Consider the following 16,714-nt stretch of genomic DNA (forward strand, 5'->3'; position numbering starts at 1 on the left):
ATCGGGTGGACCCGGCCAAGGGACAAGGACCGGACGCCCCCCGACGGCGTCCGGCCGGCCTCCTCACAGGCCGTTGTCCCGGAAGTCCAACCGGTTCAGGTTCCGTTCGTCGGGCGGATCGGTCCTGCGGTCCTTCGCCGGCGCCTTGCCGTACTCGTCACCGAAGTCGAGGCGGTTGCCCGTGGTGTGGTCCGGCACGGTGACCGTGTCGGTCTTCTCGGCCTTGTTGCGGCTGATGTCCTGCGCCGGCGGGTCGATGTCGGCCCCGCAGGCGGCCAGGGCGGGGAGGACGACGGCCACCGCGGCCCAGGCAGCGAGACGGCGGCGGACGGCGTGCGAGTTCTCATTCATGTGGTGTCCCTTCGTGGTCCCGGACCTCGAGCGGTCCGGGGGTGTCCCTCCACGGTGGGACCGGTGGGCGGCCGGTTGACACGGGTTGACGAACGCTGACAGCTGGTCCGGCCCCGGTCTGGACCGGCCGCCCGGGACCCGTCTGGACAACCCCCCGCCCCGGGTCGATCCTGAAGGAGACCCTGGGAGGGCCGATGGGCCTGCTGCACCAGCCCGAGCTCGAGGCCGGACCGCACCGCGACCTCGTCGACGCACTGCACCGCCTGCACCACGAGGCAGGACGGCCCAGCGTCCGCGCCATCGCCCGCCGCGCGGGGTGCTCGCACACCACCGTGTTCCACCTCTTCACGCACCCGCGCCTGCCCGCGTGGTCGCTCGTCGAGGTGGTGGTGCCGGCGCTCGGGGGCGACCCGGCGGACTTCCGCGACCTCTGGCTGGCCGCGACGGCGGACGGCGTGCGACACCTGCCCCCTCCCGCCCGGAGCATCGCGGGGCGCCGCGCCGAGCTCCTCGTCGTACGCCGTCACCTCGAGGCCGGTGGCGGGCTGCTGGTCGTCACCGGCGAGCCGGGGATCGGCAAGACGACCCTCCTCGCCGCGGCCGCCCAGCAGGTGTCCACCTTCGTGGCCAGGAGCAGCGGGTTCCCCCTCCTGTCCGACGCACCCTTCGCGGTCGTGTCCGACGCGCTGCGCCAGGTCTGGCTCGCCGACGAGGGACGGTGGTTGGGCCAGGCACTGGCCCGCTGCCCCGACTTCGTGGCACCGGCGCTGGCGCGGGTCCTGCCGGAGATCGGGCTGCCCGGTCGCGACGTCGAGGACCGGTTCGCGACCGCCCGCCTCTTCGCCGCCGTCGAGTCCGCCCTGGCAGCCCTGACCGCGCTCCGTCCCCTGGCGCTCGTGGTCGAGGACCTCCACTGGGCCGATCCGAGCTCACGCGGCTTCATCGAGCGGCACGTCGTCGGCGGCCGGGGCGTCCCGATCGTCGGCAGCCTGCGCACGGGCGAGTCGCCCGGGGCCGACGCGTGGCTCGTCCGCACGCGTCGTGAGGCAGCGCTCGTGCTCAACCTGGCGCCCCTCACACGCAAGGAGACCCGGGAGCAGCTCCGGATGCTCCTCGGGCCGCGGCTGCGCCGCAGTGACGTCGAGCGGGTGCACCTGCTCGGGCAGGGGGTGCCACTGTTCACCGAGGAGCTGGCGCGCTCGACGACGGCCGACACGGTCCCGGAGCCGCTCGCCGACCTGCTCGCCCGACAGCTCGACCAGCTGGGCCCGAGCGCCCGGGCCGTGCTGCTCGTCGCGGCGCTGGCCGACCGTCCGCTGACCCCGCAGCTCCTCGCGGACGCGACATCGATGGACCAGCCCGAGCTCACCGACGCGCTGCGCGAGCTCGTGGCCCGCCACCTGCTCGCCGACCCCTACACCTCGACCGACGTCACCGTCCGGCACCCGTTGATGTCCGCCACGGTGCGCGCCCGGCTCGTGCCGGGCGAGGCTGCCCCGACCCATCGCCGGCTGGCATCCGCGCTGGCCGCGACCCCGCACCCCTCGGCCGCCGAGGTCGCCGAGCACTGGCGCCGCGCTGGGGACCCGCGCGAAGAGCTGCCGTGGCGCGTCGCCGCCGGCCGCGCGGCGTGCAGTGGGCTGGCGCGGGACGAGGAGGCCGCCCACTGGGAGCGGGCACTGGAGCTGTGGCCGGCGGACGGCCCGGCCCCCGCCGATGCCGGGATCGTGAGGTCCGAGCTGCTCCTGGAGCTCGTCCACGCCATGATCGGCTCGGGGCGCACCGAGCAGGCCGGGGACTGGGTGGCGGAGGCCCTGGCCCTCGCGCCGGCGCTCCCGGCGCCCGGCCACGCGCTCGCGCTGCGCCGGGCCAGCCAGGTGCTCGCGCACGTCGATCCCGACGCCGCCGTGCTCCTCGCCGACCAGGCCATCGCCGTGCTGGAGTCCCTCGGCGACCAGGCCTCCCTCGTGCGGGCCCTGGGCGACAAGTCGTGTGCCCTGCGCGGAGCCGGGCGCAACACCGAGGCGGACGCGGTCATCGACCACACGCTCCAGCTCAGCGCCCGGCTGGGCGATCCGGCGCTCCACCGCGACGCCCTCGCCGAGCGCGCCTGGCACGACGTCGCCCTGGGGCGCACCGCCGTCGGGCTGCGCGCGGTCCGCGAGGCGCGGTCGATCCTCGTCGAGGGAAACCCGTTCAGCGACGTGTGGCTCGGCACCTACCACACCGACCTGCTGCTGATGCTGTGCGCGCGAGCCGACGAGGTGGCCGACGCGGCGGACGCCGGGCTGGCCGCCGTGCGCGAGGCCGGGATCGACTCGTTCGTCCTGAGCACGATGCTGGTGTGCAACGTGGCCGAGGCGCGGATCCACGAGGGCGCCGTCGGCGCCGCCTCGAGGCTGGTCCGCCCCCGCACGAAGGACGACCCCCGGCACGCGACGCGCTTCCTGCACCTCACCCGCGCCTGGGTCGAGGTGCTGCACGGCGACCTCGAGGCCGCTGATCGGCGCCTGGAGAAGGTCGGCGCGCTCGACCTCGGCACCAGCGCCCACCGGCAGGCGTTGCTCCACGTCCAGGCATTGTGCGACCTGTGGCGCGGGCTCCCCGCGCAGGCGCTCGACCACATCGGCGAGGGCATCGCCGGTGAGACAGCCACGTCGTGGTCGCCCTACACCGGGTCGCTCCTCTGCCTCGCCGCCCGCGCGATCGCCGACGTCGCCGAGGTCGACCCGACCCGCCGGCGCGCCCTCGCCGCCCGGCTCGCCGCGTGGCAGCAGCAGTGGTCACCCGACCCGCTCGCCCCGGAGGCCGTCCATGCCGCGGCCCCTGCGGCCCGGAGCACGTGGCGTGCCGAGCTCGCCCGGCTCCACGGCATCGACCGGCTGGAGCACTGGGCCGGGGCGGCCGAGCAGTGGGACCTCGTCGGGCGACCGCACGAGGCGGCGTACTGCCGCTGGCGGGCGGGGGTGCTCGCGCTGCGCGAGGGCCGCGGCACGCTGGGCGGACGGCTGCTGCGACGTGCCCACGCCCAGGCGCGCGGGCACGTGCCGCTCCTCGGCCTGATCGACCGGACCCGAGCCGGGGTCAGCGCCCCCGCGGCGCCGCGACGTGCTGGTAGTCCTTCGACGACACCCAGTAGCCGCCCCACTCCCACCCGATCCGCCTGAAGGCGGCGACGACGACGTCGCCGCTGCGGATCACGCCCAGCCGGTCGGGTGCCCCACGGCTGCGGTCGGCCGCTGCGAAGCGCCGACCGTTCGGCGGGTCGACGCGCCCCGGACGGACGTAGGGGTTCTGCACGGGGTTGATGTCGATCGCCTCGCCGTAGGCGTGCTGCGACCAGCTCGTCTGTCCCGCGACGCGACGGCAGTTGAAGCCGGACGTGTTGTTCGCCGCCATCGAGAGGTCGTCGTCGGCGCGGTAGTCGTCCACGAGCCGCATCCGGGCGATCGGGAAGCCGGCGTGGTAGAGGCGTCCGAAGGCCTCGGTCACCTCGCGCGCCCACCGCCGGTGGACGACCATCTCGCCGGTGCGGGCGCGGCCGTCGAAGTCGCGGTGCGTCATCCTGAGGTGGCGCAGGTCGCGCAGCGGCACGGGGCACCCGGGTCGGTGGCTGCGGCGCATCCGGGCGGCGAGGTCGGCGTCGATGCGGCTGACCGTGGAGTCGTACGCCGGGTCGTCGGCCTGCGCCTCCCCCGGGTCGCCCGCCAGTCCGGTGCAGCGCTGCCGGGCCCGGAAGTCCGCGACGGCGCGGGCCCGGTCGGGGCCCGCGAGGGGGACGGGCCGGCCGTCGACCGGTGAGATGCGCGCCGGCGTCCACGACTTCTGCACGGCTCCCCCGCCGTCGAGGGTGACGGTCAGGACCCCGGTCGCCGCCTGCCGGTCGTGGTACCAGACGAAGTTGCCGAGTCCGTAGCCCACCACCGCGTCGCCCGCCCACCCCGCGCCGCCGAGCACGTGGGAGTGGCTTCCGACGACGACGTCCGCGCCGGCGTCGGCGAGGTCACGTGCGAGCAGGCGCTGCGACTGCGTCGGGCAGGACTGGTACTCCTTGCCCCAGTGCAGGTAGACGACGACGAGCTGGTCCTGTGCGGACGCCTCCTCGACCGCGGCGAGCAGGGCATCGGCGTTGCTGCCCCGCGCCGATGCCGTACCGAGGCGGCCCGGGCGCGCTGTCCACACGTCGCTGGCACCCTCGCGCTGGACACCGTCCGCGGCGAGGAAGGCGACCTCGAGGTCGCCGACCTCCACGACGTGCGGGGCGTACGCCGCCTCGCCCCGGCCGGCCCCGACCATCGCCACCCCGCGCTCGCGCCCGGCGGCCAGGGTGTCAGCCAGGCCCGTGGCGCCGTAGTCGCCCGCGTGGTTGTTGGCCACGCTGACCACGTCGACACCGGCGTCGGCCAGCACGTCGACGGCCCGGGGACCGGTGCGGAACCAGTAGCGGTCGCCGGCGTTCTCCAGCTCCTTGGGGTCGCGTTGTCCGCGCCGCGTCACCGGCGTCTCGAGGTTGACCATGGCCACGTCCGCGGCACGCAGCGTCCGGGAGATGCGGCCCAGGCCGCCGGGGCGCTCGAGCAGCTGCCCGGCGGCACCCTCGAAGTGGACGTCCCCGCCGAAGGCGAGGGTCACCTCGCCCTCCCCCAGCGGCATGGTCGTCGACGTGTCACCGGCGGCGGGTCGAGACGGTGCCGGTTCCCCGGCGGGGGCCGAGCTGCACCCCGAGAGCACCAGCGCGCAGGCGGCGACCCCGGGGAGGTGACGCACCCGAACGTCCATCCTCCGAGTGTGCCCCGGGGGTGGTTGAACCTTTGTCGAGCCTGCACCTCGATCTCGGTGGACACCGCCGCCGGAGGGGCCGATCCTTGAGGCACGACCTGGTGGAGGGAGGTCTCGTGAGCGCGCTCCCCCGCCCCGACCTGCCCCCTGGACCGCACCGCGGCCTCGTGGCCGAGCTCCACGGCCTCCACCACCGCGCCGGCTGGCCCTCCCTGCGCACCCTCGCTGCGCGGACGGGCGTCTCGCACACCACCGTCTCCAAGGTCTTCTCCGCTCCGGCACTCCCGACCTGGGGCACCCTCGAGCTGCTGGTCGAGGCCATGGACGGCGACACCGGTGAGTTCCACCGACTGTGGCTGACGGCGACCGACCCGTCCGATGTGGATCCCACGCCGGCGCCGAGGATCGCCGGCCGTCGGACCGAGCTCGACGTTGTACGCCGACACCTCGAGGAGGGCGCAGGCCTGCTCCTCGTCACCGGCGAGGCCGGGATGGGCAAGACCACGCTCGTCAACGCAGCTGCCGAGCGCAGCGACGCGTTCGTCGTCACTGGCCGCTGTCGCCCCCTGTCCACACCGGCCGCGCTGATGCCGGTGAGTGATGCCTTCCGTGAGCTGCGCGTCGTGGACGGTGGCTCGTGGTTCGACGACGCACTCGCGCACAGCCCCAGCTACGTCGGTCCTGCGCTGGGCACGCTGCTGCCCGAGCTCGCGGCGGCCCATCTGCCCTCGGGCGCTCCTGACTTCGCCCGGCACCGCCTGCTGAGCGCGGTGTCCGCCGTCCTGGGAGCGCTTGGCGCCGCGCGGCCCCTGGCTCTCGTGCTGGAGGACCTCCACTGGGCGGACTCCGCCACCCTCGATCTGGTCACCCTGCTGGAGGACGGTCGCGCGCGGGTCCCCCTCGTCGGAACATGGCGCACCGAGGACCCCGACGTCAGCGAGCACCACGCGGTGTGGCTGTCACGGACCACCCGTGAATCGGTGGAGGTGTGCCTGGCCGAGCTCAGCAAGGACGAGACCAACGAGCAGCTGACTCTGCTACGCGGGCACGCGCCGTCGTCCCAGGAGCTCGGACGAATCTTCGCCCGCAGCCGGGGACAGCCTCTCTTCACCGAACAGCTGACCACGCCCGGACCGACTCCGGGCACGCTGCCTGCCGGGCTCGACCGGCTCCTCGCCCAGCGTCTTGCGAGGTTGGACCAGGCGGACTGGCAGCTGGCCCGAGCCCTGGGCATCGCCGACCGACCGCTGACGGTCCTGGAGCTGACCCAGGTGATGGGCCTCGAGGTCCAGCCGACACGAGTGCTGCGCGGGCTGGTCGCGCAGCGGCTGGTCGCGACCGGTGACGACCGAGTGGAGCTCCGCCACCCGCTCATCGCAGAGGCCGTTCGCAACCGCCTCGTCCCGGGCGAGGCCGCGGAGGTCCACCGACGGGTCGCTGACATGCTCGCCGCGCTCCCCGAACCACCGGCCACCGAGATCGCCTCGCACTGGCGAGCGGCAGGCGATGCCGAGCGCGAGCTCACCTGGCGACTGACGGCAGGCACCGCGGCAGAGGAGCGGTTTGCCCGACGGGAGTCCTACCCCGAGTGGCTGCGCGCGCTCGAGCTCTGGCCCGTCAGCACGACGCCGGAGCGCGACCGCCCCCTGGGACTGGCGGAGCTCCACACGCGAACCATCGAGGCCGCGATCGGGGCCGGCGAGGATGTCGCGGTCGTGCGCCGTCACATCCAGCACGCCATGGTGGTCGACGTACCCGACCAGGGACGTGCGCAGATCCTGTTGCGCGCCGGCGACCTCGAGTGCGCATTCGGCGACGTCGATCTCGGCCTGCGCTTCCTGGACGAGGCCGTCGCGATCAGCGAGCGGTATCCGCCGTCCAGCGAGGCAGGGCACCTGCTCGAGGTCCGGGCCAACATCCTCGGCACACTCGGCCGCGATGCCGACGTGCGGGCCGACATCGCTCGCGGCCTGACGATGGCTGAGCTGATCGGCGACGTGAGGCTCGAGCGTCGGATGCTCGTCCTTTCCGCCTGGCAGCAGCTCGCACAGGGCGATCCGGAGCAAGCCAGATCCTCGGCGGAGAGGGCCCGAACGGCGATCGCGCCGTCTGCCGATCCGGACGGCTGCCTGCGCGTGGCCGCCGTGCATGCCGAGGTCCTCCTCGCGGCCGGCGCACCGGCCGACGACGTCGTCGCGGCAACACGTGACGCGGTGGAGCAGGCGGACCTCTGGGGCTTCGAGGGCCTCTTCGCCGACTTCGTCTTCGCGAGCCTCGCCGCTGCCCACTTGCGAGCGGGAGACGTGAAGGCCGCAGCCGACACGGTCACCGCCCGCGCGACGGGCCGACACGGACGCCACCTCACGTGGACACGCACCTATCTGTACGCCGTCCAGATCGCGCAAGGTGCGTTGAGCAGTGCCATCGATGGGCTGGCCGAGGTCGTGGCGGTCGGCAACTACGCGTCGGGCTCGGTGTTGAGGGACCACATCCGAGCAACGGCGCTGCTGTGGGCCGGACGCCCGGAAGAGGCGACGACCACCCTGGACCGGGCGATCGCCTTCGTGGCGGGCAACGACCTGGCCAGGGAGTCCGCCCACCTCCTGGCCACGCGGGCACGCGCCGCGGCTGACGTGGCCGACCGCTCCGGCAGGAGCAGTTCCGAGCGACGGGCCGAGCGGGAGCAGCTCGTCGACCTGGAGCGGGGCCTGCCCGTGGACCCCTTCGGCCCCGACGGCATCGGCGCGGACCGGGGTGCCCACCAGCTGGTCTGGGTCGCGGAGCTGGCCCGCTTGGACCGTCGCGACCCCGCGGAGGCCTGGGCGCGCGCGGCCACTGCCTGGGACACCCTCCATCGTCCGCAGGACGCGGCGTACTGCCAGTGGCGAGCCGCCCAGGCTGCGCTGCGCGAGGGTCAGGGGACGGTCGCCGCACGTCTGCTGCACAAGGCCGCCAAAGGCGCGGTGCAGCACGTCCCGCTGGCGCAGGCGATTGCCCGGACCGCAGCCCAGGGCGGCTGAGCACGATCGGAAGAGAGTCAGGCGGCGACCGCAGCGAGGTGCCGAGACACCGCGAGCGCAGCCTGGCGGCCGGCGCGCGAGGCGCCCACGGTGCTCGCCGACGGGCCGTAGCCCACCAGCTGCACGCGCGGGTCGCGCGCGGCGGTGGTCGCGCCCTGCACGTTGCCGCGCACCGGGACGAGAGCGATGCCACCCTCGGGCGACCGGAGGCCGAGGGGCGCGAGGTGCTCGACGGCGGGCCGGAAGCCGGTCGCCCAGAGGATCACGTCGACCGGCTCGAAGCGGCCATCGGCCCACCGCACGCCGTCGCGCTCGATCCGCTCGAACATCGGGAGCCGCCGCTCGTAGGCGCCGAGCCGGGCCGCCTCCTGCTCCTGCGGGCGCAGCGCCAGGCCGGTCACGCTGACCACGCTCGCCGGCGGCAGGCCGCGTCGTACGCGCTCCTCGACGGCCGTGACGGCGGCGAGGCCGGCGGCTGCGTCGAAGTCGTCCTCGCGCCACACCGGCGGGCGCCGGGTCACCCACAGCGTGTCGGTGAGGGGTGCGAGCTCGCCGAGGAGCTGCACCGCGGAGGCGCCGCCACCGACCACGAGCACGCGCTTGCCACGGAAGTGCTCGCGGCCCGGGTAGCCGGCGGTGTGCAGCTGCTCGCCGGCGAACGACGCGATGCCCGGGTAGTGCGGGACGAAGGGACGCGTCCAGGTGCCGGTGGCGTTCACCAGCGTCCGGGTGCGCCGGACCTGATCGCCGGCGTGCACGACGAGGAGGTCCCCCTCGCTCTCGACGCGGTCCACCCGCACCGGCCGGACGACGGGGAGGTGGTGCCACCGCTCGTAGCCGTCGAAGTAGTCGGGCACCACCAGGTTGGCGGCGCGGTCGCTGCCGTCGGGTGCGGTCGAGGCCGGCAGGTCCGCGACCCCGTGCACGTCGTCCATCCGCAGCGACGACCAGCGGTGCTGCCAGGCCCCGCCCGGCCCCGGGTTGGCGTCCAGGACGACGTGGTCGATGCCGCGCTGGCGCAGGAAGTACGACGCGGCGAGACCGGCCTGGCCGGCGCCGATCACCACGGAGTCGAGGACGTGCATGCCGTCCCAACGCCCACCTGCTCGCCTCTATGCCCGCGACCCGACGCGTGGCAGCCTCGGGACATGACCACTTCCGTCGCCGTCCTGGCCACCCGGCTCCTCGAGCTCCACCACACCGGCTCCACGCTGGTCCTGCCCAACGTCTGGGACGCCTGGTCCGCGAAGGTCGTCGCCGGCGCCGGCTTCGGTGCGCTCAGCATCGGCAGCCACCCGCTGGCCGACTCCCGCGGACAGGGCGACAACGAGGACATGACGCTCGACGACGCCCTCGACGGCGTACGCCGCATCTGCTCGGCCGTGCCCGAGGTCCCGGTCACCGCCGACATGGAGGCGGGCTACGGGGCCGCGCCCGACGAGCTGGTCGAGCGGCTGCTCGAGGCCGGTGCCGTCGGACTCAACGTCGAGGACACCGTGCACTCCGAGGGCGGGCGGATGCGGTCCGCGGCCGAGCACGCCGACTACGTCGGCGCGCTCCGTCAGGCCGCCGACGCGGCCGGCGTCGACCTCGTCGTCAACGCGCGCACCGACGTCTTCCTCAAGAAGGACCGGTTCGCCGACCCCGTGGACGAGGCGATCACGCGCCTGCGCGCGTGCGAGGAGGCAGGCGCGCGCTGCGTCTACCCCGTCGGCGTACCGGACGCCGCCGCCCTGCAGGCCCTGCTCGACGCCCTGTCCGGCCCGGTCAACGTGATCGCAAACCCGCGCACCGGCAGCGCCGCCGGGTCGCTGGAGGACCTGCAGGTGATGGGCGTGCACCGGGTGACCTTCGGTCCCAAGCTGATGCAGGAGCTGGCGCCCGACCTCGCCGCGCTGGTCGCCCCCTGGCGCTGACCGCCGTCAGGCGATGACCAGCACCGGCTCCGGCGCGACCTCGAGGCGTACGGAGTCCCCGGGCCGGAGGCGCAGCGCCTCGGTGCTCGCGAGCTGGGCGACGACGTCGGTCCCGTCGGACAGCCGGCACGTGACCCGCGACAGCGGTCCGAGGAACATCACGGTGGCCACCGTGGCCGGGCCGTCGGGGTCGGCGACGACGGAGACCGCCTCGGGACGCACGAGCGCGCGGCCCGCGCCGGTGGTCGAGCCGGGCAGCACCGGCACGTCGCGCCCCAGCACGGCGGCGGTGTCGCCCGTGACCTGGGCGGGCAGCCGGTTGCTGAGGCCGACGAACTCTCCGACGAACTGGCTGGCCGGGGCCGAGTAGAGCTCGGCCGGCGGGGCGACCTGCTCGAGCCGGCCGGCGTTCATGACGCCGACGCGGTCGGCGACGGCGAGCGCCTCCTCCTGGTCGTGGGTGACGAAGAGGGTCGTGGTGCCGACCTCGATCTGGACCCGGCGGATCTCGTCGCGCAGCTGCACGCGGACCTTGGCGTCGAGGGCCGAGAGCGGCTCGTCGAGCAGCAGGACCGAGGGCTCGATCGCCAGCGCCCGGGCGAGGGCGACGCGCTGCTGCTGACCGCCGGAGAGCTGGTGGGCGTAGCGGTCGGCGTGCTCGGCGAGACCGACGAGGTCGAGCATGTCACCCGCCCGCGCCCGTCGGGCGGCTCCGTCGCGACCGCGCATCTTGAGACCGAAGGCGACGTTGTCGGCGACCGTCATGTGCGGGAACAGGCTGTAGGCCTGGAAGACCATCCCCATGTCACGCTTGCTGGCCGGCACCCGGGTCAGGTCCTTGCCGCCGACCGAGACCCTCCCCGACGTGGCGGTGTCGAGGCCGGCCAGGATCCGCAGCGCGGTGGTCTTGCCGCAACCGGACGGTCCGAGGAGGGCCACGAGCTCCCCCGGCTCGATGTCCAGGGTGAGGCCGTCCAGCGCGCGGACCTGTCCGTAGACGCGGGTGAGGTCGGACAGCTCCACGGCGAGACCGCGCTCGGTCCTGAGGTCGGTCATGAGGAGGCTCCTTGCTTGTGCCGGTCACGGCTGAGGAAGGTGAGGCCGACCAGCAGCACGGCCACCAGGATCATCGAGGCGAGGGCCGCGGCCATGGCGGCCGGCCCGTTGCTCTTGTAGAGCGCCGCCATCGCCACCGGCAGGGTGTCGAAGTGCAGCAGGGAGGCGAAGACGTACTCGCCGAGCACGAGCGCGACCGCGATGAAGGCGGCGCCCAGGATCCCGCTGGTGATGTTGGGCATGATGATGCGCGCGATCACGGTGAACCAGCCGGCGCCCAGGGAGCGGGCCGCCTCCGACAGCGTCGCCGCGTCGATGGCCGACAGCGCCGCGTCGATGGCGCGGTAGGAGTAGGGCAGCACCAGCACGACGTAGGCGAAGGTGAGGACGAGCGCGCTGTCGCCCAGCAGGTAGGTCACCCAGGAGTAGACGTTGGTGATCCCGACGACGATGACCAGCGCGGGGATCGTCAGCGGGAGCAGGCACAGGGACTCGATCAGCCCGCGGGCCCTGGGCACCCGCAGCCGCACCCACACCATCGTCGGCACCAGCAGCGCCACCATCAGCACGACGGTGAAGAGGGCCAGCAGCAGCGACGCGACGATCGAGGAACGGAGGTCCTCGTCGGTCACCATGAACGCCCAGTTGTCCCACGTGCGCCCCTCGGCGCTGCCGCGGCGCTGCGTGGAGAAGTCGAACATCGCCAGCAACGGCACGAAGAAGTAGGCCGCGAACACCAGCAGCCCGACGACGCGGAAGACCTTGAAGCCCGTGGACGGGGTCATCGCATCCACCTCGCCGTACGCCGCAGCAGCAGGTTGTAGCCGACCATCACGACCGTGACCACCACGATCATCTCCAGCGCGAGGGCGAACCCCACGTTGGCCTGGCCCAGCAGGACCTCGCTCGTGATCGCCTGGCGGATCATCAGCGGCACGATGGGCTGGCCCTGGCTGACCAGCACGGCCGCGGTGGCGTAGGCCGCGAACGCGTTGGCGAACAGCAGCAGCAGCGCGCCGAGGAAGGCCGGCGTGAGGAGGGGCAGGGCGACGTGGCGCCAGTAGGTCCACGTGCTCGCCCCGAGGTTGACCGCCGCCTCGCGCCACTGCGGCCGCAGTCCGTCGAATGCCGGGGCGAAGACGATCACCATCAGGGGGATCTGGAAGTAGGAGTAGACGACGACCAGGCCGGGCAGGCCGAAGAGCCACCCGCTGCCGTAGATGTCCGCCCCGAACAGGTCGGACATCGCCTGGGTGAGGACGCCCACCGGACCGATCGTCGCGATCCACGCGAAGGCCAGCACGACGCCACCGAACTGGGCGAGCACCCCGCTCACGGCCAGTGTCGACCGCCGCAGGAGGCTCTGCGGGGACATCGACACGACCAGGTAGGCCAGCACCGCACCCAGGACCGCACCGATCACGGCGGTCGACGCCGACAGGACCAGCGACCCCCTCAGCGCAGTGAGCGCGGCCTCACTGGTCAGTGCCTCGAGGTTGCCCAGGGTCAGCGCGCCGTCCTCGTCCTGGAATGCGCCGACCACGACGGTGAGCGTCGGGACGACGAGGAACACCAGGACGAAGAGCAGGAACGGCAGGAGCGCGAGGGACGAGCCGACGGCGAACCGTCGGCCCGTGCCCCCGCTCGTCGTGGCGGTGCTCAGCGGATGGCCTTGGACCAGTTCTCGGCCAGGTACTCGCCGGCGGTCACCGTCTGGTCGTCGGTCGGGATGACCGGGTCGCCGGTGACCTCCGGCAGCGCGTCCCACAGCTCGGCGTCGATCGTGCCGGCCTCGGCCATCGCGTCACCGCGGACCGGACGGGCGCCGCCCTTGAGCCACAGGTTCTGCCCCTCGTCGCTGTAGAGGAACTCCTGCCACAGCCGTGCAGCGGCCGGGTTCGGCGCGTCGGCGTTGATCGCCTGGAAGTAGTAGCCCGCGACCACGGCCTCCTCGGGCACGACGGTCTTCCACGTGTCGACGTTGGCCGCAGCGGCCGAGCCGAGGTAGTCCCAGTCGATGACGACCGGCGTCGTGCCCTGCTCGATGGTGGTCGAGTCGGGGTCGACGGTGAGGAAGTTGCCGGCCTTCTTGAGCTCGGAGAAGAAGTCGACACCCGGGGCGATGTCGTCGGCGGAGCCACCGTTGGCGATGGACGCCATCATCACGCCGCTGAAGGCGGCGCCGGCCTGCGTCGGGTCGCCGTTGAGCGCGACCTTGCCCTTGAACTCCGGGCCGAGGAGGTCCTTCACCGAGGTCACGTCAGGCACCACGGCGGAGTCGTAGCCGATGGACATGTAGCCGCCGTAGTCGTTGACCCAGGCGCCGTCGGGGTCCTTGAACTCGTCGGGGATGTCGTCCCAGGTCTCGACCTGGTAGGGCGCGAACATGTCGGTGTTGGCCAGGGCGACCGACTGGCCGAGGTCGAACACGTCGGGCGCGCGGTCGGTGCCCTGGAGGTCGTTGGCCGCGTTGATCTCGTCCTGCGAGGCGGCGTCGGGCTGGTCGGAGTTCACCGTGATGTCGTAGGTGTCCTCGAACGTCGAGATGATCTCGCCGTAGTTGGCCCAGTCGGGCGGCAGCGCGATCACGTTGAGCTCGCCCTCGTCCTGGGCGGCCGCGATGAGCTCGTCCATGCTGCCGAAGTCCTCGACGGAGGTGGCCGACGCGGCGTCGACGCCGCTCTCGGTGGTGGTGTCGTTCTCCTTCTCGGGCGCCGCGCAGGCGGCGGCCGAGAGCAGGGTGGCCATCGCGGCGACGGAGACGAGCGTCTTGCGGGTGTTCACTGGACCTCCAGGGGGACATGGATCCGAGAGCGGCAGGTCTGCCGGGCGGAGCCTCGTCGGTCCCACCCGTTCGGAGGCTACTCCCGCGTGACCGCGTGGCATACGACCGATGAACACCGGTGTGGCCCCGCGTGGTGCGCGAGCCCGAGGGCGCGTCGGACGAGGGCACCGACCCCGCGTAGCATCACCAGCCGTGAACGCCGCTGAATTCCACTACTCCGACCTCCTCCCCACCGCCGGTTCCAACGGCGCTCCGGAGACGCCCTACCGGCTGGTCACCACCGAGGGCGTGTCGACGACCGAGGTCGACGGACGCACCTTCCTGAAGGTCGAGCCGGAGGCGATCCGACGGCTCACCGAGGAGGCGATGCACGACATCAGCCACTACCTCCGCCCCGGCCACCTCGCCCAGCTGCGCACGATCATCGACGACCCGGAGGCGTCGGGCAACGACCGATTCGTCGCGCTCGACCTGCTCAAGAACGTCAACATCTCCGCCGGCGGCGTGCTGCCGATGTGCCAGGACACCGGCACCGCGATCGTGATGGGCAAGAAGTCCGAGGGCGTGCTCACCGGCGCCGACGACGGCGAGGCCATCAGCCGCGGGGTGTACGACGCCTACACCAGGCTCAACCTGCGCTACTCCCAGCTCGCGCCGCTGACGACGTTCGAGGAGAAGAACACCGGCACCAACCTGCCCGCGCAGATCGAGCTCTACTCCACGCCGGCCAAGGTGGGGCCCGACGGCAGCCAGAGCCCCGAGTACAAGTTCCTCTTCATGGCCAAGGGCGGCGGGTCAGCCAACAAGTCGTTCCTCTTCCAGGAGACCAAGGCGGTCCTCAACCCGACGCGCCTGATGGAGTTCCTCGACGAGAAGATCCGTTCGCTCGGCACCGCCGCGTGCCCGCCCTACCACCTGGCCGTCGTCATCGGCGGCACCAGCGCGGAGTTCGCGCTCAAGACCGCGAAGTACGCCTCGGCGCACTACCTCGACGACCTGCCCACCGAGGGCTCGATGGCCGCGCACGGCATCCGCGACACGGAGCTCGAGGAGCAGGTCTTCGAGCTCACCCAGTCCTTCGGGATCGGCGCGCAGTTCGGCGGGAAGTACTTCTGCCACGACGTGCGCGTCATCCGGCTCCCGCGCCACGGCGCGTCGTGCCCCGTCGCGATCGCCGTCTCCTGCTCCGCCGACCGGCAGGCGCTGGGCAAGATCACGTCCGAGGGCGTCTTCCTCGAGCAGCTCGAGACCGACCCCGCCCACTACATGCCCGACGCCGGCGTCTCGGACGAGATCTCCGGCGGCGAGGTCGTGCAGATCGACCTCAACCGGCCGATGGCCGACATCCTTGCCGAGCTGTCGAAGCACCCGGTGAAGACCCGCCTGTCGCTGACCGGTCCGCTCGTCGTCGCGCGCGACATCGCGCACGCCAAGATCAAGGAGCGGCTCGACGCGGGCGAGGAGATGCCCGCCTACCTGAAGGACCACCCCGTCTACTACGCCGGTCCGGCCAAGACGCCGACCGGGATGGCGTCGGGCTCCTTCGGGCCGACGACGGCGGGCCGGATGGACTCCTACGTCGAGCAGTTCCAGGCGGCCGGCGGCTCGACGGTCATGCTCGCCAAGGGCAACCGGTCCAAGGCCGTGACCGAGGCGTGCGGCACCCACGGCGGGTTCTACCTCGGCTCGATCGGCGGCCCGGCCGCCCGCCTCGCGCAGGACTGCATCAGGTCCGTCGAGGTCGTGGAGTACGAGGAGCTCGGCATGGAGGCCGTGTGGAAGATCGAGGTCGAGGACTTCCCGGCCTTCATCGTCGTCGACGACAAGGGCAACGACTTCTTCACCGACCCCGCCGGCGCGGTGACGGTCCCGCTGAGCTCGCTGACGGGTGCGGGGATCCGGGTCCGCTCGGCCGAGTAGCGCTCAGGCGGCGGTGAGACGCGTGGCGAGGTCGGCCGCCGCCTCGCCGATCTGGTGGCCGAGCGCCTCGGCCCCCTCGACGCGCCCCTGGTGGGCACCGCCGAGCAGGACGGTGGCGATCGGCGTGATCGCCTGGACGGCCTCGCGCACGGCCGGGAGGTCCTCGACCGTCGGCACGGCGAGCACGACGGCGTCGGGCATGAGCACCCGCGCCGTGTCGACCCAGCTCTCGACGGGGAGGTCGGCGCCGAGGTAGGTGACGTTGACGCCGCGGCTGCGCAGCACCATCGCGAAGGCCATCACCCCCAGCTCGTGGCGCGACCCGCGGGCCAGTCCGGCCATCACGTGCGGCGCGCCGGGCTGGGGGTGCGGGAGCTGGTGGAAGGCCTGCGCGAGCCGACGCAGGACGGCCGCGCTGACGAAGTGCTCGCCGGCGACGCTGACGGCACCCTGCTGCCAGGCCTCCCCGAGCCGCACGAGCGACGGCATCAGCCACTCGTCGACGGCGTCCGCCAGGTCGCCCTCGGCGAACGCCTTGTCGAGCATGCTCTCCAGTCGTACGACGTCGAAGTCCTCGCCGCACGAGGCCAGGTCGTCGACCCGTGACAGCGGCGATCCGGGCCTGTGCTCGCTGGAGACGGAGCCGACCGGCTCGTCGAGCACCCGCCTGGCGGCGTCACGCGGGGCCCATCCCGAGTCGACGAGGTCGCGCATCACCGACAGCCGGCGGACCGCCTCGTCGTCGTAGAGGCGGTAGTTGCCCTCGGTGCGGGCCGGGGACACCACGCCGTAGCGCTGCTCCCACTTGCGCAGGGTCTCGCGCGGCACTCCGGTGAGCTGTGCGGTGCGTCCGACGGTGTACACACCCGACAGGGTAGCGAACTTTG

General features: G+C 73.1%; 12 protein-coding genes. 4 read left to right on the forward strand and 8 right to left on the reverse strand.

Annotated features, from left to right (window positions below; all coding sequences use genetic code 11):
* Positions 1–63: 63 nt before the first annotated feature.
* Positions 64–351 carry a hypothetical protein gene (locus Q1B24_RS06975; RefSeq protein WP_299925400.1) on the reverse strand — a complete coding sequence of 96 codons (288 nt, stop codon included), beginning with the start codon at positions 349–351 and terminating at the stop codon, positions 64–66.
* Between the two features lie 194 nt (positions 352–545).
* Between Q1B24_RS06975 and Q1B24_RS06980 the strand changes: the two genes are divergently transcribed.
* Positions 546–3,518, forward strand: coding sequence for an AAA family ATPase (locus Q1B24_RS06980; protein ID WP_299925403.1), 2,973 nt, complete (start codon positions 546–548; stop codon positions 3,516–3,518).
* Here the strand turns inward: Q1B24_RS06980 and Q1B24_RS06985 are convergent.
* Positions 3,436–5,130 carry a CapA family protein gene (locus Q1B24_RS06985; protein WP_299925405.1) on the reverse strand — a complete coding sequence of 565 codons (1,695 nt, stop codon included), beginning with the start codon at positions 5,128–5,130 and terminating at the stop codon, positions 3,436–3,438. The two genes, Q1B24_RS06980 and Q1B24_RS06985, sit on opposite strands and share 83 nt — an antisense overlap.
* Before the next feature lie 116 nt (positions 5,131–5,246).
* Between Q1B24_RS06985 and Q1B24_RS06990 the strand changes: the two genes are divergently transcribed.
* Positions 5,247–8,150, forward strand: a complete 2,904-nt coding sequence (locus Q1B24_RS06990) for an AAA family ATPase (RefSeq protein ID WP_299925407.1) — start codon at positions 5,247–5,249, stop codon at positions 8,148–8,150.
* A gap of 17 nt (positions 8,151–8,167) precedes the next feature.
* Here the strand turns inward: Q1B24_RS06990 and Q1B24_RS06995 are convergent, their stop codons facing one another.
* Positions 8,168–9,235, reverse strand: a complete 1,068-nt coding sequence (locus Q1B24_RS06995; RefSeq protein ID WP_299925409.1) for an NAD(P)-binding domain-containing protein — start codon at positions 9,233–9,235, stop codon at positions 8,168–8,170.
* Between the two features lie 63 nt (positions 9,236–9,298).
* Here Q1B24_RS06995 and Q1B24_RS07000 point away from each other — a divergent pair, with 63 nt between their 5' ends.
* Complete coding sequence (locus Q1B24_RS07000) at positions 9,299–10,066, forward strand: isocitrate lyase/phosphoenolpyruvate mutase family protein (protein ID WP_299925411.1); 768 nt, start codon at positions 9,299–9,301, stop codon at positions 10,064–10,066.
* A 6-nt stretch (positions 10,067–10,072) separates the two neighbouring features.
* Here Q1B24_RS07000 and Q1B24_RS07005 read toward each other — a convergent pair whose 3' ends face one another.
* From Q1B24_RS07005 to Q1B24_RS07020, 4 genes are all read right to left on the reverse strand, one after another.
* Complete coding sequence (locus Q1B24_RS07005) at positions 10,073–11,122, reverse strand: ABC transporter ATP-binding protein (protein WP_299925414.1); 1,050 nt, start codon at positions 11,120–11,122, stop codon at positions 10,073–10,075.
* Positions 11,119–11,907, reverse strand: a complete 789-nt coding sequence (locus Q1B24_RS07010) for an ABC transporter permease subunit (RefSeq protein WP_299925417.1) — start codon at positions 11,905–11,907, stop codon at positions 11,119–11,121. Before Q1B24_RS07010 ends, Q1B24_RS07005 begins: the two co-directional genes overlap by 4 nt.
* The gene (locus Q1B24_RS07015; protein WP_299925420.1) at positions 11,904–12,695 is read right to left on the reverse strand and encodes an ABC transporter permease subunit; all 792 of its coding nucleotides are present in this window, start codon (positions 12,693–12,695) and stop codon (positions 11,904–11,906) included. The genes Q1B24_RS07010 and Q1B24_RS07015 overlap by 4 nt, the downstream gene beginning before the upstream one ends.
* 86 nt (positions 12,696–12,781) lie before the next feature.
* Entirely contained in the window at positions 12,782–13,906 is a 1,125-nt protein-coding gene (locus Q1B24_RS07020; protein WP_299925423.1) for an ABC transporter substrate-binding protein, read from the reverse strand.
* A 193-nt stretch (positions 13,907–14,099) separates the two neighbouring features.
* Between Q1B24_RS07020 and Q1B24_RS07025 the strand changes: the two genes are divergently transcribed.
* Positions 14,100–15,827 carry a fumarate hydratase gene (locus Q1B24_RS07025; RefSeq protein ID WP_299925426.1) on the forward strand — a complete coding sequence of 576 codons (1,728 nt, stop codon included), beginning with the start codon at positions 14,100–14,102 and terminating at the stop codon, positions 15,825–15,827.
* 3 nt (positions 15,828–15,830) lie between these two features.
* On the opposite strand, the gene Q1B24_RS07030 is transcribed toward Q1B24_RS07025, so the two are convergent.
* Entirely contained in the window at positions 15,831–16,691 is an 861-nt protein-coding gene (locus Q1B24_RS07030; protein ID WP_299925428.1) for a MerR family transcriptional regulator, read from the reverse strand.
* Between the last annotated feature and the right edge of the window lie 23 nt (positions 16,692–16,714).

Source organism: uncultured Nocardioides sp. (genome assembly GCF_947488025.1).
Lineage (GTDB): Bacteria > Actinomycetota > Actinomycetes > Propionibacteriales > Nocardioidaceae > Nocardioides.